Raw genomic sequence first — 21,516 nt, 5'->3', positions numbered from 1 at the left:
CCAAAAAACATTAACCTACGCAACTATGAGCTTACAGAATAAGTACCGCAGCGTCCTGGATATGGGCGAGAAGTTTAACGCGAAGAACGGTTACGTGGAAGAGGCCGACGGCCGGCTCCGGGTAGGCGGGATCGTCGAAACCCAGCGGCAGAAAGACCTGATGTGGGACGAGATCAAGCGAGTCGGTGGGGAAAACCCGCGGGACATCGAGGCCGACATCAAAGTGAGCAACCGGTCGTACTACGCCAAGCATACGGTAAAGAAGGGCGACAGCTTGTCCAAGATCGCTAAGGAATACCTTGGCGACGCCATGGCGTATAAGGCGATCTTTGCCGCAAACACCGATACGCTCGACGACCCGAACAAGATTTTCCCCGGTCAGGAATTGACCATTCCGTTTCCGGAGGGCCGCAGCGCGGACGTATAGTCACAAACCATTGCCAGTCAGTGCCGTGCTTACACACCTGTAGGCACGGCATTGTTGGTTTACACGGCACCTGCGTGCCCGCCCGGTGCGTTTTTTCTGCTGCGCTTTCCCATCGAAGAGAGCCTAGCCCGCTTTCTTTCTCTTTTCGGGGGGAAGGTTTTCCGCTTCCGAGTTGGGGGTGTCGTCGAATTCGACGCGAATGGGGATGTCGCGTTCGCTGCCGTAAAGTTTGATCTCGGTAATGTCGGCGGGTAAGCTGTAGTCGTTGGCGTCGATGGCGTTTTTAATGTCACGAATGATGGCCCCCCTTACCTGAAGTGCGCCGGCCCGAAAATCTTTGGTGTTGACCCAGAAGTACACCTTAAGGTTGACCGTACTGGCGGCCAGCTCGTCTTCGGCGACAAAGTTAATGTGGTCCTCGTCGCGAATGATGAGCTCGTTGGTATCGAGTACCTGCTGGATGACGTCCTTGGCTCCCTGGATATCGTCCTCGTAGGCGATACCCACCACGAAGTCATACCTGATGAAGCCGTCGGCAGTATAATTTTGTACCGGTTCAGTGAGGACGTCGGAGTTGGGAATATAGACGTCCTTGCCATCGAAAGTTTTGATGTGGGTATAGCGGAATTGGAGGCTTTTCACCTTGCCGAAGTGGTCCACGACGCGAATGGTGTCGTTAATGTCGAAGGGTCGGTTGAAGGCCAGGATGATACCGGAGATAAAATTCTCCCCGATGTCCCGGAAGGCGAAGCCGAGGATTACCGCACTGGCACCGAGTGCTCCGAAGAGTGCTCCGGCGATGCCGCTCAGGCCGGCGGCGCGCAGGGCCAGCAGTACCGCCCCGATGATGATCAGCAGGCGCAGGGAAGTGACCAGGAAGCGTCCCATGAGGGGGTCCTCCATACGTCCTAAAATCTTGGTACCGAAGAAACTGGCAATCTGACGGGCAATGAAAATGCCGGCCACGATGATGATCAGCGCCAGGACCAATCCGGGTACGGCCTCCAAAAACTGGTTCCAGTAATCGACGAATACCGTACCCAGGCTCTTTACTTGATCTTCCATGCCATCCTGAACCCGGCTTTGGGCGGCTAGGTTTCCTTACCTGGCCTCGTGGATAAGCAGCAGCGTATCCACTCCGAGCTGGAGCTTGATGAATTGGTGCATCCGCTCCTCTTCCTGGGCATCGGCCGGTACCGGTGTTTCACGAATCGCGACCATCGGTAGTTTGTCCGCGTAGGGCACATCGTCATCCGGACCGTAGCGATGCGTGCTCTGGGCGCGGGCGAGTCTCACTTGCTGAACCCGCGGGAAAGCCAGCATAAATTGGCGGGAGAAATTCATGAAGTCAAGGCTGTCCATTCGGTACCGGCTCAGCTCCTCCACGATGTGCTGCTGTTCGCGCTGGGAGACGATCTCCGCCTGCTCCAAGGTTTGGAGGCGGGTGTTGATGTCGTCGAGGGTGGCCAGCTCCCCCTTGATGCCGGCGATCTCCGACGGGCTGTAGCTGGTATCGACCACCACCCGGGCGCCGGTGATCCGGTAGGGGTCGGACTGCAGCATTTCACTGTAGATCGGCAGGCTATCGGGCGGCACCCGTCGATTGGTCACCGGATAGATCAGAAGCGGTTCCTGGGGATTGCGGCGATCGAAGATGGATGAACTGGCACTCGTGGGGAAGTAGCGGGAGGTAAATTCTTCAACGGCACGGTTTTCCCGCTGGCGGGACAGCACGTCGCGCAGGATGTAGTATCCCGGCAAGATCATGAGAACACTGATGACGCCGATCATGAGTTGGCTGCGCTGATTCTCCTGTTTGTTCATGTACTTCCGGAAGGGGAAGCGCAGCAGCCGAATGATCAGGTAGGCGGTCGCGGCAATGAAGAAAGAGTTGAGGAAAAACAGGTAGAAGGACCGCCAGAAGATGGTGAAGTCACCGCCCGTCTTTATGCCCACCGTGAGTCCGTAGCCGGCTACGCAGAGGGGCGGCATCAGGGCGGTGGCGATGGCTACCCCGGGAATGGCGTTGGTTTTGTCGGCCCGGGTGACGGAGATAATGCCGGCCAGTCCACCGAACACGGCGATGAGGCCATCGAGAATGGTGGGCTCCGTGCGGGCGCGCATCTCCGGGGTGAAGAGATCGAGGGGAGTAAAGAAAAAGTACACCGAACTCGTTATGAGGGCGATAGCGATGGCTACGCCGAAGTTCCTCAGGGCGATGCCGAGCATTCCCCGGTCGTTGGTGCCTACCCCGAGACCGATGCCCAGGATTGGGTTCATGAGGGGTGAGATGAGCATCGCGCCAATGATTACGGCGCCTGAGTTGAGGTTAAGGCCGAGACTGGCGATCATGATGGAGCACACGAGCATCCAGGCGTTGCTGCCGCGCATGAGCTTGCCGCTGACGATCGACTGCACCGCCCCCTCCCGGTCGCTGCCCTCGCGCAGGTCCATGAACTCCCGGAACCAGCGCTTGATGCCTCCCTCACCCGGACTAACCTCGGTACTGCCCTTTTTTTCCTGCATCTTTTCCATGCCGTCGCTTATACTAGAATGCCATCGCACATCTCCAGGCGCCGGTCGCTCATCTCGGCCAGTTCCTCGTTGTGGGTCACGATGATGAAACTCTGGGAGAAATCGGCACGGAGCCGGAAGAGAAGGTCGTGCAGCTCCTGAGAACTGGCGGAGTCGAGGTTGCCGCTGGGCTCGTCCGCAAAGACGATGGCTGGTTCGTTAATGAGGGCTCTGGCCACGGCCACCCGTTGTTGTTCTCCTCCGCTCATTTGCCCCGGTTTGTGGGAGGCACGGTTGGCCAGGCCCAGGTACTGGAGCAGTTCCATCCCCCTTCGCTCGGTCGCCTGCTGGTCGCGCTTGCCAATGTAGCCGGGAATACAGACGTTCTCCAGCGCGGTAAATTCGGGAAGCAGGTGGTGAAATTGAAAGACGAAGCCGATCCGCTCGTTGCGGAAGGCCGCGAGCCGCTTGTTGCCCATTTCGAATACATCCTCACCCCCGATGGTAAGGCGCCCTGCGTCCGGCCGGTCGAGGGTGCCGAGAATATGGAGCAGGGTGCTTTTGCCCGCACCGCTCTTACCGACGATGCTTACCACTTCGGCGGACTGGACACTGAGGTCCACGCCGCGTAGGACGGCCAGGTCGCCGTAGCTTTTTCTAATATTCGTGGCTTGCAGCATGCTAGTTGAAAATGATGGTTCGGTTTCCGAAGGGCAGTATCAGGTGCTGCAACTGCAGGTATACGGCACGGCTCAGTACCCGTTTTTCGACGTCCTTACCGATTCGCTTCAGGTCTTCGATGCCGTGGCGGTGGTTGACCGGCTCCACGGCCTGGGCGATGATCGGCCCCTCGTCCAAATCGGCGGTTACGTAATGGCTCGTTGCCCCGATCAATTTGACGCCCCTTTCGAAGGCATTGTGGTAGGGGCGAGCCCCCTTGAAGGCGGGGAGGAAAGAGTGGTGGATGTTGATGATCCGGTGGGGCCACTGCCGGCAGAAGTTGTCGGAAAGGATCTGCATGTAGCGGGCCAGTACGATGAAATCGGTGCCGAGTTCCCGAAGCAAGGCGTCGGTCCGTTCCTCCTGTGCTTGTTTGGTGTCGCGGGTAATGGGCAGGTAGTGGAAGGGGATTTCGAAGCGATCGGCGATGTACTCGAGTTGCTTGTGGTTGCCCACGATTGCGGTGATCTCGCAATCGAATTCTCCGGTGCCGTAGCGCTGCAGCAAATCGTACAGACAGTGGCTCGCCTTGCTTACGAAAATCGCCATTCGTGGCTTCCTTTCGGTGAGGTGGAGCTGCCACTTCATGTTGTAGGCCTTGCCAATGAGGGTTTCAAAGTAATCGTTGATCTTTTCTCGGGGGATCAGGAAGCCGTCGAGGTCCCACTCCACCCGCATGAAGAAGTGATTGAGTTCGCGATCGACGTGTTGATCGAGGTCCAGGATGTTGCCCCGGTTTTTGTGTACGAATTCGGTCACTTCCGCCACCAGGCCGGCCTGGTCGGGGCAATGGATCAGCAGGATGGCACTATTGGACAAGGAGGAGGGGCGTTGAGAGCGGCCGCAAGATAACAAAAGCCTCCCCTTCGAAACGAAAGGGAGGCTTGGGTCTGATGCGTGGCACGTAGGCCACATCAGTGAGTTTAGGCATTCTCGTACGTACGGGCGAGCTGCTTGAGTTCGGCTACCGTGCGTTCGAATGTCTGAAGGTGGCGCTGAAGCGTCTGACGGGCATCGGCACTCAGGGCCGTGTCGGCGGATACTTCGCGGTAGGTCTCAATGGCACTCTCGTCGCCACGGATGCACTCCTTGAGTACGGCGGCTTCGTCCTGAGTGGAGAGCGCGGACTTAATGTCGATCCACGCACGGTGAAGTGCGGCACCGGCGCTGCCGCCCTTGTCTACTTCACCACCGAGGCGGGTGATGAATGGTTTGATCTCGTGGCCGAAGTTGTAGCGCTGCTGGCTCAACTCACGGAATTTGGTTGCGAGCGATACGCTGTCCACCTCTTCGGCGGCTTCCTTGTATCCATTCTCTCCGTCGTAGAGGGTGGTGATGAGCTTGTTGAGTCCTTTTACTTGATCTTTGTTTGTACTGTCCATGTGTGGGTAATTTTAGTGCGGAGAGAAACCCTCCGGTTAGGTAAGAATTCAGGTGCGGGAGCCGGTCTTCACCAAGTCCCTACGTTTACAACGCAGTCCAATTAACAGACGTTCGTTGGTCCCCCCAAATTATTACTTTACCCGGATCGTGCTTTCGCCCCGGCGGGTCATGTCCTTCTCGAGCATGCGGGTCTCCACCCACTTGCGGTTTTCCGCAATTTCCCCGTTGAGGTACTTTTCGATCATCAGGCTGGCAATGGGAGCGGCAACCGAACCCCCGAAACCTCCATTCTCCACGTAGACCATTATGGCGATCTTGGGGTCGTCGGCGGGGGCGAATGCCACGAAGCTGGAGTGATCGCCGTGGGTATTCTGGATGGTTCCGGTTTTGCCGCAAATGTCGATCCCCGGCACATCCGCTACGCGGGCCGTGCCTTCGGTAACGGTTTTACGCATGCCGCGCACGACGGTCTCGAAGTATTCCCGGTCGATGTCGATATCGTGGCGCTGCGCGGTGACGGTGCGCGCCAGGCCTTCGTTGCCTTCCTGCACCTGCTTGACGAGGTGGGGCGTGTACCAGTGTCCCCGGTTAGCGATTGCGGCTACGAAGTTTGCGGTTTGCAGGGCGGTCAGTTCGTATTCCCCCTGACCGATGGCCAGCGACCTGATCCAGATGGCCCGCCAGAACTGGTCTTCCGCGAACCGGTCGGTGTAGTACTTCGAGGTAGGTACGTTCCCGGCGATCTCACCGGGAAAATCGACTCCCAGTTTATTGCCAAGGCCGAACTGGTAGAGGTAGTGGTTAAATTCATCCAGGCCCTTTTCCGGAGTGAGGCTTCCGTACCGATTGATGTTTTCGAGCCAGGCCGTTACAAAGTAAGCGTTGCAACTCTGGGCGATCGCATCCTCGACGTTCGTGCAGTAGGGGTGACTGTGACAGCCGAGCAGTACCCTTCCTCCGCTGGTGAATCCACCGGCGCAGGAAATCCCCCGGTCTGGTGTAAGCGTGCCCGTCTGCATCGCGATCAGGGCGACTAGCGTTTTGAAGGGAGAACCCGGCGGATACTTGCCGTTGATGGCCCGGTTGAGCAGGGGCTGCAGGGTGTCGTTCTGCAGGCGGGTGAACATCCTGCCCCGGTCGCGGCCGATACGCAGTGAGCGGGGGTCGTAGGTCGGTGCGGAAATCATCGATAGGATCTCACCGGTAGACGGCTCCAGGGCGACGATACTTCCGATCTTGTTGACCATCAGTTCCTCGCCGTACTCCTGAAGGTCCAGATCGATGGTCGTGATCAGGTCAGTGCCCACCGTGGCATTCACATCGAGCGCGCCGTCGAGCACTTCTCCCGCCTCGCGGCCCAGGCGGTCACGGTACACCAACCGGCTGCCTTTCTCCCCGCGCAGCGCCGCTTCGTACTGGTACTCGAGTCCGGAGATGCCGTGGTAATCTCCACCCGTGTACCGCCCCCCGCCCCGGTCGATAGTCCGCTGGCTCACCTCACCCATATAGCCCAGTAAGTGAGCGGCTACCGTATGGGGATAATTACGCGAGGAGCGCAGACTGGCCGAGAATCCGGGAAACTGAAACAGGTTTTCCTGAAACGTAGCGTATACATCGGGAGACACGTTGGCCAGAAAGGTGAAAGGCTTTGAGGGACTGTACTTGCCTCCCCATTTTTCCGGGATAGCGCCCTCAAAGTAGTCGCGGGTGATGCCCAGCAGTTGACAGAATTTCGTCGTGTCGAACTCCGCCGCCCGCCGCTCAAACTGATTGTAAGTAAGCTCGACCTGATAGATCGGTTCGTTGATCGTGAGCAACTTCCCGTTGCGATCGGTCATGAGGCCCCGCGCCGGGTACTGATCGATCTGACTGTTGCCGACCCCATCGGCGCGGGTGCGCCAGGTGTCGCTGACCACCTGGAGGTGGAAGGCCTTCCCCAGTAGCAGCACCAGAATGGCGATCATTACGATGCGGATGCTAAGGGTCCGTACGTCAAGGGTATCGGCGGCCATGTAAGATCAACTAAGCTTTGGGATTGAAGATAAGGATGAGAATAACCACGACCAGCATACTGGCCGGAAAACTCAGCAGGGTCTTTAGAACGATATCGGTAAAGAAAAAGATGGAAAAGGTCTGCAGTAAAAAGAAAACCAGCAGATGTACGATCAAGATCAGCGCCAGGTACCTCAGCATCCAGCTGCTGCCGAGATCGGCCACGGTCGGTTGGGCCTTTATGTTGTAGCCGTCACGCGGTTGGACGAGCTGCAGGATAAGCGGCCGGGCGTAGGCGGTAAAGACCAGCGCACCGGCGTGCAGCCCCAGCGTCTCGCTGAAAAAATCAATCCCGAGGCCGAGCAAAAAGGACAGCAAAATAACCACCGGGCGCGGCGTACGCAGGGGCAACATGGCCACGAACAAGGGATAGACGAACACGAAGAGGTAATCCCTTCCGCCCCAGCCCCATGCCACCTGGTTAAATACGAATACCTGTACGATGAGCAGTGCCACGAACCGGACCGCGCTATTGATGGCCGCCGCTGTATTCATCGCACTAAGTTTAGTCGTTCCAGCTCCTCCTTGAAGAGGTCGCGCACCACGTACCCGTTGGAGGCGGTAAGGGGGTCGTTAAGCAACACCACGGTAAGATCCTGGGATCCGGTACCGGGCAGCGGCTCACTGGATTCGACGATGCCGATGGGTAGCCCCGACGGGAAGACGTTGGAGTAGCCCGTCGTGTAAACGGTATCGTTAGGCGCTACGGGCACGTAGTCGGGCATGTCGGTGATGGTTACCCGCCGGGGGTCTTTTCCGTCCCACCGCAGGGTTCCGAAGGCGTTGTTGTCCAGCCCGGCACTGATACGAGTATCTACGTGAAGGATGCTGATCACCCGGGCGTGTCGCGGCGTTACTTCGCTGATGATGCCCAGCAGCCCGCCGTCCGTTACCACGCCCTGTCCGCGCTCTACCTGCAAGTTGGAGCCGCGGTCGATGATGAGGGTATTGTAGGGGCTGTACGGCGATTTGTTGACGATGCGGCTGGCCAGGTAGGTAAACCGCTGCTGAAAGGCGGAATCTACCACCGAAGTAGTATCTACCGTAGTGTCGTATTCCGATCCCGGGATGCGGGCAAGTAGGGCGGCATTTTCCCGGCGCAGTACCTCGTTCTCCCGGGCAACGTCCAGGAAGGCCAGCTTTTCGTTTACTTTTTGGGTGAGGTAACTGCCGTAAACCGTCTTCGTCTCGATCCAGATGGCCCGCTGGCCATCGTTGTGGTTGACGATCAGGTAGAGACAGACCAACTCCAGGATGGCAAAGGTGAATAAGCCACCGCTGTTGATGATGAGTCTCAGCAGTCTCCCCATCTAGCTAACGCTGCTTGCCGGTACTAAAATCGCCTTATAACGCTTGGTGTCCTGTAAGGCCTTGCTGGTGCCGCGCACGACCGCCAGCAGGGGGTCTTCCGCAACGTGGACGGGCAGTTGGGTCTTCTTGCTCAAGCGGCGGTCCAGGCCGCGCAGCATGGCTCCGCCACCGGTGAGGTAGAGCCCGGTCGAGTAGATGTCGCTCGCCAGCTCGGGCGGGATGGTCTCCAGGGCGCGAATGACGGCGTCCTCGATCTGGGTGATGGCCTCATCGAGGGCGCCGGCGATCTCCTGGTAGGTGACCGTGATTTGCCGCGGGATGCCGTTAAGCAGGTCGCGGCCGTTGATGGCAAAATCGGCCGGGGGGTCGTCCAGTTCGGGTAGGGCGCTGCCGACGTGGATCTTGATCTGCTCCGCGGTACGCTCGCCGATCAGGATGTTGTGCGTCTTGCGCATGTAGTTCAGGATGTTCTGCGTCATCTCGTCCCCCGCAATGCGGATGGATTGATCGCTCACGATTCCCGACAGGGCAATAACCGCGATCTCGGTGGTACCTCCCCCAATGTCGATGATCATGTTGCCGACGGGCTCCTCTACATCCAATCCGATACCGAGGGCGGCGGCCATCGGCTCGTAGATGAGGTAGGTTTCCTTGGCGTCGACGCGGGCGGCACTTTCAAAGACGGCGCGCTTTTCCACTTCGGTAATTCCGGAAGGAATGCAGATGACCATCTTGAGGTGGGAGAAGAAGGCCCGTCGCGGACCGATCATATCGATCAGCCCCTTGATCATTTGCTCGGCGGCGCGGAAATCAGCAATTACGCCGTCCTTCAGCGGGCGGACCGTCTGAATGTTCTCGTGGGTCTTCTCGTGCATCTGCATGGCCCGGCGGCCGACCGCGATGGTCTCCTCGGACTTGCGGTCGATGGCTACGATGGAGGGTTCGTCGATCACGACCTCTCCGTTCTGTATAATGAGTGTGTTGGCTGTGCCGAGATCGACGGCAAGCTCTTGTTTAAAGAAGTTCAAAAAGCGCATTCCCCTAAGTTGTGGACCTGGCTGCGGTCCCGTGGATATCAGGTTGGCAAAGGTAGTTTGGCAAACCGGTAAGGAGGTAGTCAGAATAAGGCTAATGTGTCGGATCGCAAAACTCGTTCGGGCGGGGCCGCAGGAGCAACGCATTTCCCGAAAAGCCAGCACCCGCGACCCCGCCCCGAAGCTGCGGGTTGTCGCTACCATACTCCCCCCGGCCATACTACCTTTGCGCGATGACCGCTACCGAAATCCGCCGTGCCTTTCTGGAATTTTTCCGCGAAAAGAACCACAAACTGGTCCCTTCCGCCCCGATCGTCAACAAGGACGACCCCAGTCTGATGTTCACCAACGCGGGCATGAACCAGTTTAAGGACTACTTCCTCGGCGACAAAACGCCCGTCAGCCGCCGGATCGCGGACACCCAGAAGTGCATGCGCGTCAGCGGAAAACACAACGACCTCGACGACGTGGGCCGCGACGGCACCCACCACACCATGTTCGAGATGCTGGGCAACTGGAGCTTCGGCGACTACTTTAAGGACGAGGCCATCGCCTGGAGCTGGGAACTGCTCACCGACCGCCTCGGCATTGAACCCGACCGCCTCTACGCCACCGTATTCGAGGGAGCCCCCGACGAGGACATCCCCGTCGACGACGAGGCCAAGAATTTCTGGTTGCGCTACCTGCCCGAGGAGCGCATCCTCTACGGCAACAAGAAGGACAACTTTTGGGAAATGGGGGAAACCGGTCCGTGCGGCCCCTGCACCGAAATCCACGTCGACACCAGGCCGGAAGCCGAACGGAGGAAATCTCCGGGCCGCGACGGCGTAAACGTCGACGGGAGCGGCGTAGTCGAGATCTGGAACAACGTCTTCATCCAGTACAACCGCCGGGCCGACGGCAGCCTCGTCAACCTGCCCGAACGCCACGTCGATACCGGCATGGGCTTCGAGCGGCTGTGCATGATCCTGCAGAACAAGGAAGCCACCTACGATACCGACGTATTCACGCCCATCATCGGCGAGATCGAACGACTCACCGGAAAATCCTACGGCGGCAGCTACGCACCCGACGCGAAGGCCGATATGGCCATGCGGGTGGTGGCCGATCACCTGCGGGCGGTGGCCTTCACCATTGCCGACGGACAACTGCCGGGCAGTGGGGGCGCGGGCTACGTGGTGCGTCGCATCCTACGCCGTGCCGTCCGCTACGCCTACTCCTTTCTCGACCGCAAGGAGCCCTTTATGTACCAGTTGATGCCGGTGCTGGTGCGCGATATGGGCGAAGCTTTTCCGGAACTTGCTCGGCAGCAGGAGCAGATCGCCCGGATCATTCAGAGTGAAGAGCGGTCGTTTTTGCAGACGCTGGAGAACGGACTCAGTCGCTTTGCCGGCCTCAAATCGGATGGGGGGACCATCAACGGCAACGACGCCTTCGAGCTCTACGACACCTTCGGCTTTCCCATCGATCTGACCCGGTTGCTCGCAGAAGAGCAGGGACTAACTGTTGACGAAGCAGGCTTCCAACGCGCGCTCCAGGAACAAAAGAACCGCAGCCGCCGCGATGCCGCCAAGGAGGTAGGCGACTGGACCGTGCTAAGCGACGAGCCTTCGGTATTCATCGGCTACGATGTGCTGTCCGATGCCGGCGCCCGCATCACGAAGTACCGCACGGTGAAGGTGAAGGACAAGCCGCAGTACGAACTGGTGCTCGATCGCACGCCCTTCTACGGCGAGAGTGGCGGACAGGCCGGCGACACCGGCACGCTCAGGGTAGGGGAGGAATCCATTAAAGTCTTGGGTACGGTGAAGGAAAACGACCTCACGGTACACGTAGTAAACAAGCTGCCCGAAGAACCGGACGCCGACGTTTATGCTGCCGTCCACCCGGAACTGCGCCTGGCCATCAGCAACAATCACACTGCCGCTCACTTGCTCCACGCCGCCCTGCGGGAAGTACTCGGCGAGCACGCCGTGCAGAAGGGACAGGACGTGCAGACGGAAAAATTGCGCTTCGACTTCAGTCACTTCGAGCGGCCGACCGACGAACAGCTGGATGCCATCGAAAAATTAGTCAATGCCCGCATCCGCCAGAACATTCCGCTGCAGGAACGGCGCGACGTGCCCATTGCCGAGGCCCGTCAGTCGGGTGCCATGATGTTGTTCGGGGAGAAGTACGGCGACACGGTGCGCATCATCACCTTCGACCCCGACTTCAGTTCGGAGCTCTGTGGCGGTACCCACGTCAAGCATACCGGCGAGCTCGGCCTGTTCAAGATCACCAGCGAAAGCTCCCTGGCCGCCGGCATTCGGCGGATGGAGGCAGTGACCGCACTTACGGCCGAGGATTACGTCAACGATCGCCTGAACACCCTGCAGCAGGTACGCGAGCGGCTTAAGAACTCCGGCGACCCGGTCGGAGCGGTGGCCACCCTACAGGATGAAAACCGCAGTCTGAAGAAAGAGCTCGAAAAGATGCAGGCCAGGCAGGCCGGCGATTTGAAGGGCGACTTACAGCAGGCGATGGAAACGGTCGGCGACGTTCAGTTTTTAGCCCAGCGGGTCGAGCTTTCGGACGCCGCCGCCATCAAAAACCTGGCCTTCCAGCTGACCGGAGAAAACGACAACGCCTTTGTTCTGCTGGCGAGCGAGTCGGACGGCAAGGCACTCCTTACCCTGGCCGTCAGCAAGGGACTGGCCGGCAAGGAGAACGGGGCGGTGAACGCGGGAGCAATGATCCGGGAACTGGCCAAGCACATCCGCGGGGGTGGGGGAGGGCAACCCTTTTTCGCCACCGCGGGCGGAAAGGACCCTTCGGGAATACCGGCAGCACTCGCCGGTGCCCGGGAGATGATGGGCAAGTTAGCGGCCTCCTAAGTGGCCGACCCGGACTACGACGACTCCACTGCCCGGCACTACGCGGCCTATCGACCTCCCCTACACGGTCTACTGCTTGGGCGCTGCCTGGAGGGGCGGTATGCTTCCGGACTCGACATCGGCTGCGGAACGGGTCACTCTACCCGGGCCCTGCGGGAGTACTGCGACCGGGTGACGGGCATCGATCCGAGTGCGGCAATGCTCGCCCGTGTCCCAACATCGGAGGGCATAGACTACAGGCTTTTCGATGGCCGCCGCCTTCCCTTTCCCGCCGGTAGTTTCGACGTCCTCACCTTTGCCGGCTCGCTGTTTTACGGTAAATCGCAGCAACTGCTGGAGGAGGTCGAACGGGTGGGGCGTCTGGGTGGGGCAGTGGTCGTTTACGATTTCCTGACCCCCTCCGCGGAACTCGCCGACCGGCTGCTGGGGGTCCGGGTGCCGGCAACGGATAGTGCTGGCTACGATCATACCGTGACTTTTGACAATCTGCAACCCGTCGTTTTGCGCCATCGAGAATCCCGGTGCGACCTAATAACGGTGAGCATGAAACCGGGAGAACTTGCAGAGATGCTGCTGTCCGAGCGACCGTTGCGGACTGCCCTCCGGACGGCCTACGGGGCTACGGATCTACCCGCCCAGTTGGAGTCAGCTATTCGGAACGCCCTTCCCGGAGCGGCGAAAACCGTGAACGCTGCCTTCCAGGTTTTTACCGCCCTGTACTTAATTGGCGCCCCGTACAAGCGGTAAGGGTTACCTTGCTGCAAATTCCAACCACATGACCTTTCAGGAACTCAACGACGGCGTGACCAAAGCTGCGGCCAATGCCCCCAATCTCGGTAAGAGCATTAAGCTTCAACTGGACGAAGGCGTCATCTTCATCGACATGACCGGCGACCAGGCCAGGGTAAGCAACGAAGACAAGGAGGCCGACACGACGGTCACGACCACGGTGGACGTGCTGGATCAGCTGCGGAACGGCAAGATAAATCCCATGATGGCCATGATGAGCGGCAAGGTGAAAATCAAGGGAGACATGGGGCTGGCCATGAAACTGCAGGGTCTGCTTAGCTAGTGCTTCTTCTCCGATTGGGGTGCCCTAAGACAATTCGGGGTTTACCCCTGCCACGGGTTCAAGCAATTTCCTTGATTATACGTTACTTCCGGTAGCGGCATCCGTTGTCGTAACCAGAACAACCGATTGGCCCATGCGTCTGCGACTCTTACTTGCCCTTTTTACCTTCCTGCCCCTGCTTGCCTTCGCCACCCACAACCGGGCCGGTGAAATCATCGTACGGGCCGCGGGCGATTGTGGCAACCTGGACGATCAGCTGCGCGCCTGCGCGACCATCATTACCTACACGGAAACCGCCCAGACGGACGTCGATCGCGACAGCCTGCTGCTCGATTGGGGAGACGGCACCACCGAAATGATCGGGCGGACGGCCATCATCCCGACGTCCACCCCGGGCATTCAGCGCAACGAATACACCTTGTGCCACCGGTACTCCGCCTTCGGACGCTACGTACTGAGTTTTCAGGATGTCAACCGGGTCCGGAACGTCCGCAACATTCCCGGATCGGTCAACATTCCGTTTAGCGTACTTACTTCCTTTACGCTGGTCAATCCGATCCTCAACGGATGCAACTCTTCCCCCGAGCTTACCCAGAACCCGATTGACAACGCCTGTATCGGCTCGGTCTGGACGCACAACCCCGGTGCCTTCGACGTAGACGGCGACAGCTTGGCGTTTGAGTTTACGGTGCCGAGTTTTGCTCCCCGGGTTCCGATTGCAAACTATGTCCTACCCAACATGGTAACGGGGTCGACGGGCAGCCTGGAAATCGATCCGCGTACCGGACAAATCACCTGGGATTCTCCCTCCGCCCCGGGAGAGTACAACCTTGCCTTTCTGATTAAGTCGTTCCGCAACGGCATTCCGCTGGACACCGTGGTACGCGATATGCAGGTGTTCGTCGACGACTGCTTCAATGAGCCTCCCGTGATCGACATTGCCCGCGAGGAGATTTGCGTCGTTGCCGGAGAGGTCGTGGAATTCGACGTCGTCGCCACGGCCCCACTCACCGATGCCGACCAATTGGTCACCCTTTCCGCCAGCGGCAGGCCCTTCGGGCTGGTCGATAATCCCGCCACTTTCCTGCCCGGCACGAGCGGTCCCCAGGCGGACCCGGTGCGCAAGACGTTCCGGTGGCAGACCAGCTGTGCCGACATCAGCAACCAAGAATACTTCGTCGTGCTGCGGGCCGTGGATAACGGGCCTCCCCAACCGTCCGGACTGGCAACGCTCCGTACCGTATCGATCAAGGTGGTCGCGCCGCCGCCGACCGATGTTCAGGCAGCCGTCGAGGAGGAACTCATTACCGTTTCCTGGGCCAGTCCGTACCGTTGTGAGGACAGTCCGGATCCCGATTTTCTCGGTTTTACCGTCTGGAGGCGGGAGGGAAGCAACAACTTCACCCCCGATACCTGCGAAACCGGACTGTCGGGCAGGGGCTACGTACAGATCACCGATACGGAAATTACGGACCAGGCCGACGGGCGGTACTTCTTTGAAGACGACGACGTCATCAGGGGGCGCACGTACTGCTACCGCGTCGTGGCCGTGATGGCCCGCCGAACGGCTACTACCGGACTCATCTTCGAGGAGATCGAGTCCATCCCCTCCGAAGAAATCTGCGTGCAACTGGCGCGGGATATTCCCCTCCTGACCAGGGTCGACGTGACCTCCACGAGTGCGGCGGATGGTGAGATCGACGTGTGCTGGATCCTTCCCGATCCCGGCAGTCTGGACACGGTGGCCAATACCGGGCCCTATCGCTACGTACTCAGCCGTGCACCGGGGCAGACCATTGACCCTACTGCTTTCCAGACGATCGCTACTTACCAGACGGACTTTTTTGCCACGGCGGTGGATACCTGCTTCACCGATACCGGACTCAATACGGAGGGCAGCGCTTATTCTTACCGCATCGAACTCTTCGTGAACAACGAAACCGAACCGATCGGGGAGGCACAGCCCGCCAGCAGCGTTCGGTTGAACGGCGCGCCCACCGACCGGGCAGTCGATCTGAACTGGACGGAAGTAGTGCCCTGGACCAACCTGGAGTACGAAGTGTACCGTCAGTTGCCGGGAGCAACATCTTTTGAATTGGTCGCTACGGTAACGGATCAGACCTATACGGATACGGGATTGCAGAATGGCCTCGAATACTGTTACTACATCCGATCGGTCGGCAGCTACAACATTACCGATATTCCATCGCCGCTGCTGAACCGAAGTCAGGAATTGTGCGTCATCCCGGTGGATAATGTGGCACCCTGTCCGCCCGACCTTACGGTGGAAAGCGTATGCGACCGCGCCGTGGATTGTACCATCCCCGAAAACCTCTTCAACATCTTGCGTTGGCGGTCACCCGAAGATATCTGCGGGAACGACGACATCGCTGGATACCGAATTTACTTTGCTTCCGATAGCAGCACTGCTCCTGCGCTCGTCGACCAAATTAACAGTCCCGACGTGCTGACCATCGACCATACTCCGCCGGACGGAATCGTAGGATGCTATACCATCACCGCCATAGACAACAACGGAAACGAGAGCGAAGCGAGCAACCGAATTTGTGTAACCAACTGCCCGATCTACGAGTTACCCAACGCCTTCACGCCGAACGGAGACGGGCAGAACGAGATCTTTCAGCCCCTGGCGCTGTGCTTTGTCGAGCGGGTGGAATTGAAAATCTTTAACCGGTGGGGGCAACTGGTTTTCGAAACCCAGGATCCCGCGATCAACTGGGACGGGAGCAACCTCAACGGAGACGCCCTGCCATCGGGAACTTACTACTACGTGGGTCAGGTTTACGAGCGGAGACTGGAAGGCATCACCGTGAGCGAGGCACAGTTAAGTGGCTACGTAGAGCTCATCACCAACCGGTAAGGTCCTTGCGGATACGCCGGTACATGCGGGGTTTGAGCAAGAGGCCGTAGCCCAGCGCGGTGAAGAAGGTAAACATGGCATAAATCAGGGCGGGCTTTATCGCCTCATCGTTGCCGAGAAAGCTGCCGGCGATCAGGAAGGCGAGGCTCGTATTCTGAATACCGATCTCCACCCCGAGGGTGATCTGATTGTTGGTGTCCAGACCGAACAGCGCGCCCCCGATGCGCCCCGTCGACAGCGCGAGCAGGTTGATGAGTAGGGCAACCGGAAGGATCTGACCTACCTCCGTAAGGGTAAACGCGCTGCCCCCGTGAGAGGCGGGCGCCAGTAGCTTGAGCGTGAAGACCAGTCCGAGGAGTACCATTGCCAAGCGCCTTAGGTGCGGCTGGATGACTTCACTCCGCCGGGGGAAGAGGTGGCGAGCCCCCATTCCGGCGAGGACCGGCAGCAAGACAATTGCGAAAAGACGGAGTGCCGTGGGCACCATGGGCAAATGTGTCGCGCCGGTGCCCGGCTGGTAGATTTCCAGGGCCAGATTGATGATGAAGGGCACGGAAAACATGGCTACCGTAGAGTTGCAAATCGTGAGGCTGACGGCAAGCGCCGTATTGGCACGCAGGAGGAAAGAAATAAAATTGCTGGAAAGTCCGCCCGGACAGGCCGAAAGAATTAAAAATCCGATAGAAAATGCGGGCGGCAGATCGGCCAGTCCGACCACGGTAAACGCTAATGCCGGTAACACCATTAATTGTAGGAACAATCCATAAGAAAGGACACGAGGAGCAATAAAGAGGTGACGAAAGTCCACTGTCTTGAGACTCAAGCCAATCGAGAACATAATCAGGGCCAGTACAATGGTGATCAGGATGTCGATCATTTTACGGTTGATATTTTCCCATTTGGAATTTTCCCTCTATTTTTGTGGCACGCCCAGAACATTAGTTGTGTCGGCTCACTTACAACTAATTAATTTGCACGCCAGCGGGTAAAGACATTGGCCTCCGACGAGGCCTAAAGGTATTAATAGGGTTTTAGGTGTTTATTTCCGGACCGGCTGCGCTTGCGCAACCGGTCTTTTTTTTGTTTATAGACTAATCCGGTTGTGGATCGCGTTACCTCTGCACGGGCGCTGACCCGGTGTATATACGTATTTTGTCCACGGCTCTGATTTAGCCCGACGTCTCTCAAAAACAAAGTTTAAACCGCCGCTCTACGATTATGAAGCTAGTCCATACCCTCCTGTTTTTGCTGCTCTGTGGCCTTGGCCTGCAGGCGCAGGACATCCACTTTTCGCAGTTTTACATGTCACCCCTCAACCTCAACCCGGCCATGACGGGGGTGATGAATTGCAACAGCCGCATCGCGATCAACTACCGCAGCCAGTGGGCCTCGGTGCTCGGCAGCAACGCCTTTCAAACGTATAGCGTAAGCTACGACCAACGCGTCGCAGTCGGGCGTAATGATTTCTTCGGATTCGGCGGTACCTTCTGGGGCGACCGCGCCGGAGAAGCGGATTTTGCCACCACCACCGCTAAGGCATCCGCCAGCTACTCCAAAAAGATGGGGGGCAGCCGCAAGTTCGGCAACTACCTCGTAGCCGGTGCGGAATTCGGTGCCGCCCAGCGGAGCCTCAACTTCCTTGCCCTGCGGTGGGGATCCCAGCACGATGGCGACGGCGGATTCGATCCCGGCGCACCGAGTGGGGAGAGTGGCCTGGATCGCGACCAGTTTCTGTTCGCCGACATTGCCGGAGGACTGCTCTGGTTTATGGTCTTCGACGAAAACAATAGCCTGTACGTAGGTGGTGCTTTTCACCACCTCAATCGGGCGAATCAGAGTTTCTCCAACGATGGAGAGGACCTACTCTACAGCCGCTACACCGCCCACGCCGGTGGTGAATTTATGATGAACGACCGTGTCGGTCTGGTCCCCGGTGTCATTCTGATGAGCCAGGGCCCTAGCTTCCAGGTGAATGCCGGTACGAACGTCAAGTTTCTGCTCGACGGCGGCCGCAATACCTCAACCCAGGCCTTTCAGGTCGGTCTCTATACCCGTATCAGCAATCGGCTGGACAGCAGCGTGCTGACCGATGCGCTGATCCTCAGCACGCGGTTCGACTACGAAAACTTCGCCCTCGGATTCAGCTACGACATCAACACCAGCGACCTGAAGGTGGCAACGGACGGCAACGGCGGCTTCGAACTGTCGCTGCAGTACAAGATCTGTGGCAACCAGCGTCGGGGCGTATATTGTCCGCAGTTCTAGCCAGACGCCCTGGATCGTCACTGCGGGCCCTTAGCAATTGTGGGCCATCGTTACAGGTTTCGGTTTTCGGCGTTTGCTTTCACCGGATAAACTACCTCCCGTTGCCTTCACCAACTAATGGAAAGAACGATGCCCGCGCCTGGACGAAGTACATGGGCATCGGTGCGCAGTTGATCGGGACGATCGGCGTGTGCATCTTCATCGGCATCTGGTTAGATGGCCAGCTCGGTACTAACCCCTGGATAACCATTCTGCTTAGTTTGGTGGGAGTAATTGGCGGACTCTGGGTAAGCGTCAAGGACCTGCTCTGACCGGACGGAAATCCGGCTTCCATTACCTAAATAATATCCAGGCTTTCCCGGAGCAAATAGCCCTGACGGCCGTCGACCAGCTGCACCTTAACGAAGCGGTTTACCTCGTCGACAATGCGCACCTTGTGGCCGGCCTCCAACTCGGCCTCCACGGATCCCGCCGCGGTAGGGGAGACGCGCAGGGTAGCTGCGGGTGCCGTAAGTACCGCCTCCTCCGTAGCGTGTAAGTAGGCATACCGGCTCCGTCCGAGCAGAAAGAAAGTGGCGGCAAGTACCATGCCGATTACCGAGAGGGGCAGCAGGGCGAACCGACGCTTCTCTTCCATCTGCCGCCGCCGCAGGTACCACCACACGGTTCCCGCCACCGCCAGCCACCAAAAGACCAGGCTCAGGGCGTAGGCGGTCGTTGTGCCCATAGCCGCGCCGGCCACCTTCCACCACCTCAGCAAGAAGAAATCGGGTATGTCCGGTAAGGTAAGCCCCGCCTCCTCCCGCACGTACCGCAAATTATTGAGTAAGTCTTTATTTCCCGGACGAAGGCGAAGCCCGCGCTCGTAGGCTAGAATAGCGGGTCCGATCTGCCCGCTTTCGAAGCGGGCATTGCCAAGTGCGTGGTAAAAGTCTGCACTCACCACTCCCGTACGTTCGATGCTGTCCAGAATTTCTACGGCATGGAGGTAGTCGGCCGCTTCTAGTTCCTGTTGAGCACTGGCAAGTGTATAGGTATCCTGAGCTCCGCAGAGTGAAGTTGCCAAAAGAAGGAAGAAAACAATCGGCCGGTTCCGCATCACGTAAAAGTAGCTATTGAAGTTCGGGAGGGCGAGCAAAGAGATCCTCAAAGCGCCGTGGTCTCCGGCGGTCCTCCCACCGGAATCCGTCGAGGCGGTATCCTTCGTGATTGACGGCATCCATGGGGTCGAGCCGGCCCGAGGGGGCACTCAGAAATTTAATGCGCTCCACGCCCCCCCGGGCGAAGTAAAGGACCATCATACTGCACGCCGTTTTATTCACCCCGATGTAGGCACCCTGATCGTCCTGGGCGTAATAAATGGCTTCGGCATTGCCCTTCACCTCTGTTCGCTTCAACTGGCTGCTGTCAAAATGTGCGACGATGTCCTTCCCCTTTACCTGGTTATAGAATATGAGGTCGGGGGAGGTAATCACCATAGCGTTCCTGCGCAGATGTACCCTATCGGGCTGTTCGTTACGTAAATACAGGTCGATGGTGTCCGCGGTCAGCTGACTGGTATCCTGCCACAGCACGGGGTTTTGGTACAGGGTAAGCACCGAATCGACGGTGTTGAAGCCCAGTGAGTCGGCAACGGCCTGCAGGTCGCTCTTCAGAATCCGCACGTCGGGGTAGGCCGATAAGTAGCGTACCGTATCTCCCTGCGCATCAACGTCGTCCGAGCGAACGGATAGCAGCGTATCGGCGGCCATAAACAGGGTGTCCTGATCGAGAAAGGTGGTGAGCAGGGCACGTCCGTTTCGGCCCCCGGAGGCCTTGAGGTAGCCGGTCGATTGATCGTACCGCGCCTCATCCGCCTCGATCTTCAGCTTGGCGGTAGTGTCTTCCCAGACGATGTTACCCACCGCCCGTCCGAGTCCGCTGACCTCGTCCGAGTACATGCGATCGGCCGTCATGATCATCGGTGGATTGGAGACGCTGGGCCTTCCGCCGGACACCGCGTAACTGGCGGTCACCGCATTGTAGTCGATGGAGTCTCCGCTGACGGTCTGGGCGGAGTCGATCACGGTTGCATTGCCGGCAAGCTGGTAGCGGTCTTCGGCCCGGAAGTAGTTGATCCGTTCGGCGGTGGCGCGCTGAAATTTTCCCTCCGCGACGTAGGCATCACCCTCCAGGACGTACAACTGCCGGTTGCCGAAATACTGGATCGAGTCGGCCGCGGCCAGCCGTTCGCCGCTGCGGTACTGTGCGTTGGTGCGGAAGACGGCCTCGTCGAGCGCAACGTCGTAGTAGCCGCTCTCGCAGTAGATGTTGTGGGTATCGCTGCGAATCACCGTGGGGCCGAGGAAATAGACCCGCTCGTTGGCCAGGTCGTAGCGCAGGGTATCCGCCCGCATTTCAAAGCGTTCGTCGACCACGAGCACGCTGTCGCGAAAGTACACGTTGCGGTTGTCGGCGTAGTAGTACCCATGAGTACTGCTTAGTTCCGTGCCGGCGTTGGTGACCCGCCCCCCGGTATGGTAGGTCGCCAGTTTGGTCGCCAGGTTGTAGTCCAGCCGATCGGTAAACAGTTCGGTCTGTCCCCGCTTGAGTACCACCTCGTTCCGGAGCTTGGCCAGCAGGGTTTCGGCATTGTAGTCGAGGTACTGGGCGAAGGCGGCGATGCTGTCGCCCTGCTGGACCACCACATTGTCGTAGGCGTACAGTTGCACCTCGCTGACCAGTTCGGCGCTGTCGCAGTACATGAAGATGCTGTCCTGGCTTAGCTCTACTTCACCGATCAGCCGCTGTACGCTGGCCCGTTGCAGCATCCGTAGTTCATTCGCGTGGTCGATGCTGACCACTTGCTTTTCGGGCGCGGGGGCTTCCTGACTCCAGCCTACTACCGGCAGCAAGCACAGCAGTGCGACAACGAGAAAGGAAGGGTGGTGCATAGGGGCCGCAAAGATAGTAGCTCAGGTAACGAATGGACTAGGAGCAGA

At 58.7% G+C, this 21,516-nt stretch carries 19 protein-coding genes; 7 read left to right on the top strand and 12 right to left on the bottom strand.

What is annotated here, in order from left to right; all coding sequences use genetic code 11:
• Positions 1–25 precede the first annotated feature (25 nt).
• On the top strand, positions 26–427 hold the full coding sequence (locus GGR28_RS05210; RefSeq protein ID WP_183494684.1) for a LysM peptidoglycan-binding domain-containing protein: 402 nt from the start codon (positions 26–28) through the stop codon (positions 425–427).
• A gap of 123 nt (positions 428–550) precedes the next feature.
• On the opposite strand, the gene GGR28_RS05205 is transcribed toward GGR28_RS05210, so the two are convergent.
• From GGR28_RS05205 to GGR28_RS05165, 9 genes are all read right to left on the bottom strand, one after another.
• On the bottom strand, positions 551–1,492 hold the full coding sequence (locus tag GGR28_RS05205; protein ID WP_183494683.1) for a mechanosensitive ion channel family protein: 942 nt from the start codon (positions 1,490–1,492) through the stop codon (positions 551–553).
• Positions 1,493–1,528: 36 nt separating this feature from the next.
• Complete coding sequence (locus tag GGR28_RS05200) at positions 1,529–2,962, bottom strand: DUF389 domain-containing protein (RefSeq protein WP_183494682.1); 1,434 nt, start codon at positions 2,960–2,962, stop codon at positions 1,529–1,531.
• A gap of 8 nt (positions 2,963–2,970) precedes the next feature.
• A complete protein-coding gene (locus tag GGR28_RS05195) occupies positions 2,971–3,621 on the bottom strand; it encodes an ABC transporter ATP-binding protein (protein WP_183494681.1) in 651 nt (216 codons plus the stop codon).
• 1 nt (position 3,622) lies between these two features.
• Entirely contained in the window at positions 3,623–4,480 is an 858-nt protein-coding gene (gene purU / locus GGR28_RS05190; protein WP_183494680.1) for a formyltetrahydrofolate deformylase, read from the bottom strand.
• Between the two features lie 104 nt (positions 4,481–4,584).
• Positions 4,585–5,043, bottom strand: coding sequence for a ferritin-like domain-containing protein (locus GGR28_RS05185; RefSeq protein ID WP_183494679.1), 459 nt, complete (start codon positions 5,041–5,043; stop codon positions 4,585–4,587).
• Positions 5,044–5,175: 132 nt separating this feature from the next.
• Entirely contained in the window at positions 5,176–7,056 is a 1,881-nt protein-coding gene (mrdA, locus tag GGR28_RS05180; RefSeq protein WP_183494678.1) for a penicillin-binding protein 2, read from the bottom strand.
• Between the two features lie 10 nt (positions 7,057–7,066).
• Positions 7,067–7,591, bottom strand: coding sequence for a hypothetical protein (locus tag GGR28_RS05175; RefSeq protein ID WP_183494677.1), 525 nt, complete (start codon positions 7,589–7,591; stop codon positions 7,067–7,069).
• A complete protein-coding gene (gene mreC / locus GGR28_RS05170; protein ID WP_183494676.1) occupies positions 7,588–8,406 on the bottom strand; it encodes a rod shape-determining protein MreC in 819 nt (272 codons plus the stop codon). Before mreC ends, GGR28_RS05175 begins: the two co-directional genes overlap by 4 nt.
• Complete coding sequence (locus tag GGR28_RS05165; RefSeq protein ID WP_183494675.1) at positions 8,407–9,444, bottom strand: rod shape-determining protein; 1,038 nt, start codon at positions 9,442–9,444, stop codon at positions 8,407–8,409. It abuts the gene before it with no gap.
• A gap of 230 nt (positions 9,445–9,674) precedes the next feature.
• Here GGR28_RS05165 and alaS point away from each other — a divergent pair, with 230 nt between their 5' ends.
• The 4 genes from alaS to GGR28_RS05145 all read left to right on the top strand — a co-directional run bounded on the left by alaS (position 9,675) and on the right by GGR28_RS05145 (position 16,270).
• Positions 9,675–12,317 carry an alanine--tRNA ligase gene (gene alaS, locus GGR28_RS05160; protein WP_183494674.1) on the top strand — a complete coding sequence of 881 codons (2,643 nt, stop codon included), beginning with the start codon at positions 9,675–9,677 and terminating at the stop codon, positions 12,315–12,317.
• Positions 12,318–13,064, top strand: a complete 747-nt coding sequence (locus GGR28_RS05155) for a class I SAM-dependent methyltransferase (protein WP_183494673.1) — start codon at positions 12,318–12,320, stop codon at positions 13,062–13,064.
• A 28-nt stretch (positions 13,065–13,092) separates the two neighbouring features.
• Complete coding sequence (locus tag GGR28_RS05150; RefSeq protein ID WP_183494672.1) at positions 13,093–13,389, top strand: SCP2 sterol-binding domain-containing protein; 297 nt, start codon at positions 13,093–13,095, stop codon at positions 13,387–13,389.
• Between the two features lie 133 nt (positions 13,390–13,522).
• Positions 13,523–16,270 (top strand): gliding motility-associated C-terminal domain-containing protein, encoded by a 2,748-nt coding sequence (locus GGR28_RS05145; protein ID WP_183494671.1) that lies wholly within the window; start codon positions 13,523–13,525, stop codon positions 16,268–16,270.
• Here GGR28_RS05145 and GGR28_RS05140 read toward each other — a convergent pair.
• Entirely contained in the window at positions 16,257–17,147 is an 891-nt protein-coding gene (locus tag GGR28_RS05140) for a bile acid:sodium symporter family protein (protein ID WP_183494670.1), read from the bottom strand. The two genes, GGR28_RS05145 and GGR28_RS05140, sit on opposite strands and share 14 nt — an antisense overlap.
• A gap of 341 nt (positions 17,148–17,488) precedes the next feature.
• Between GGR28_RS05140 and GGR28_RS05135 the strand changes: the two genes are divergently transcribed.
• A complete protein-coding gene (locus GGR28_RS05135) occupies positions 17,489–18,535 on the top strand; it encodes a PorP/SprF family type IX secretion system membrane protein (RefSeq protein ID WP_183494669.1) in 1,047 nt (348 codons plus the stop codon).
• A 101-nt stretch (positions 18,536–18,636) separates the two neighbouring features.
• Entirely contained in the window at positions 18,637–18,846 is a 210-nt protein-coding gene (locus GGR28_RS05130; RefSeq protein WP_183494668.1) for an AtpZ/AtpI family protein, read from the top strand.
• A 26-nt stretch (positions 18,847–18,872) separates the two neighbouring features.
• Here the strand turns inward: GGR28_RS05130 and GGR28_RS05125 are convergent, their stop codons facing one another.
• Both GGR28_RS05125 and GGR28_RS05120 read right to left on the bottom strand, forming a co-directional pair.
• Complete coding sequence (locus GGR28_RS05125) at positions 18,873–19,634, bottom strand: SH3 domain-containing protein (protein ID WP_183494667.1); 762 nt, start codon at positions 19,632–19,634, stop codon at positions 18,873–18,875.
• A 13-nt stretch (positions 19,635–19,647) separates the two neighbouring features.
• The gene (locus GGR28_RS05120; protein WP_183494666.1) at positions 19,648–21,468 is read right to left on the bottom strand and encodes an OstA-like protein; all 1,821 of its coding nucleotides are present in this window, start codon (positions 21,466–21,468) and stop codon (positions 19,648–19,650) included.
• Between the last annotated feature and the right edge of the window lie 48 nt (positions 21,469–21,516).

This window comes from Neolewinella aquimaris, from assembly GCF_014197245.1.
In the GTDB taxonomy this organism is placed as follows: Bacteria; Bacteroidota; Bacteroidia; order Chitinophagales; family Saprospiraceae; genus Neolewinella; species Neolewinella aquimaris.
Note: the sequence above shows the minus strand (reverse complement) of the source record. Positions and strands in the feature narration are given on the sequence as shown.

Bases quoted from the DNA above. Each gene is read 5' to 3' on its own strand.
- GGR28_RS05135 (WP_183494669.1), top strand. From the start codon at position 17,489: ATGAAGCTAGTCCATACCCTCCTGTTTTTGCTGCTCTGTGGCCTTGGC.
- mreC (WP_183494676.1), bottom strand. From the start codon at position 8,406: ATGGGGAGACTGCTGAGACTCATCATCAACAGCGGTGGCTTATTCACC.
- GGR28_RS05140 (WP_183494670.1), bottom strand. From the start codon at position 17,147: ATGATCGACATCCTGATCACCATTGTACTGGCCCTGATTATGTTCTCG.
- GGR28_RS05200 (WP_183494682.1), bottom strand. From the start codon at position 2,962: ATGGAAAAGATGCAGGAAAAAAAGGGCAGTACCGAGGTTAGTCCGGGT.
- GGR28_RS05165 (WP_183494675.1), bottom strand. From the start codon at position 9,444: ATGCGCTTTTTGAACTTCTTTAAACAAGAGCTTGCCGTCGATCTCGGC.
- mrdA (WP_183494678.1), bottom strand. From the start codon at position 7,056: ATGGCCGCCGATACCCTTGACGTACGGACCCTTAGCATCCGCATCGTA.
- GGR28_RS05195 (WP_183494681.1), bottom strand. From the start codon at position 3,621: ATGCTGCAAGCCACGAATATTAGAAAAAGCTACGGCGACCTGGCCGTC.
- GGR28_RS05150 (WP_183494672.1), top strand. From the start codon at position 13,093: ATGACCTTTCAGGAACTCAACGACGGCGTGACCAAAGCTGCGGCCAAT.
- GGR28_RS05185 (WP_183494679.1), bottom strand. From the start codon at position 5,043: ATGGACAGTACAAACAAAGATCAAGTAAAAGGACTCAACAAGCTCATC.
- GGR28_RS05145 (WP_183494671.1), top strand. From the start codon at position 13,523: ATGCGTCTGCGACTCTTACTTGCCCTTTTTACCTTCCTGCCCCTGCTT.
- alaS (WP_183494674.1), top strand. From the start codon at position 9,675: ATGACCGCTACCGAAATCCGCCGTGCCTTTCTGGAATTTTTCCGCGAA.
- GGR28_RS05205 (WP_183494683.1), bottom strand. From the start codon at position 1,492: ATGGAAGATCAAGTAAAGAGCCTGGGTACGGTATTCGTCGATTACTGG.
- GGR28_RS05210 (WP_183494684.1), top strand. From the start codon at position 26: ATGAGCTTACAGAATAAGTACCGCAGCGTCCTGGATATGGGCGAGAAG.
- GGR28_RS05120 (WP_183494666.1), bottom strand. From the start codon at position 21,468: ATGCACCACCCTTCCTTTCTCGTTGTCGCACTGCTGTGCTTGCTGCCG.
- GGR28_RS05175 (WP_183494677.1), bottom strand. From the start codon at position 7,591: ATGAATACAGCGGCGGCCATCAATAGCGCGGTCCGGTTCGTGGCACTG.
- GGR28_RS05125 (WP_183494667.1), bottom strand. From the start codon at position 19,634: ATGCGGAACCGGCCGATTGTTTTCTTCCTTCTTTTGGCAACTTCACTC.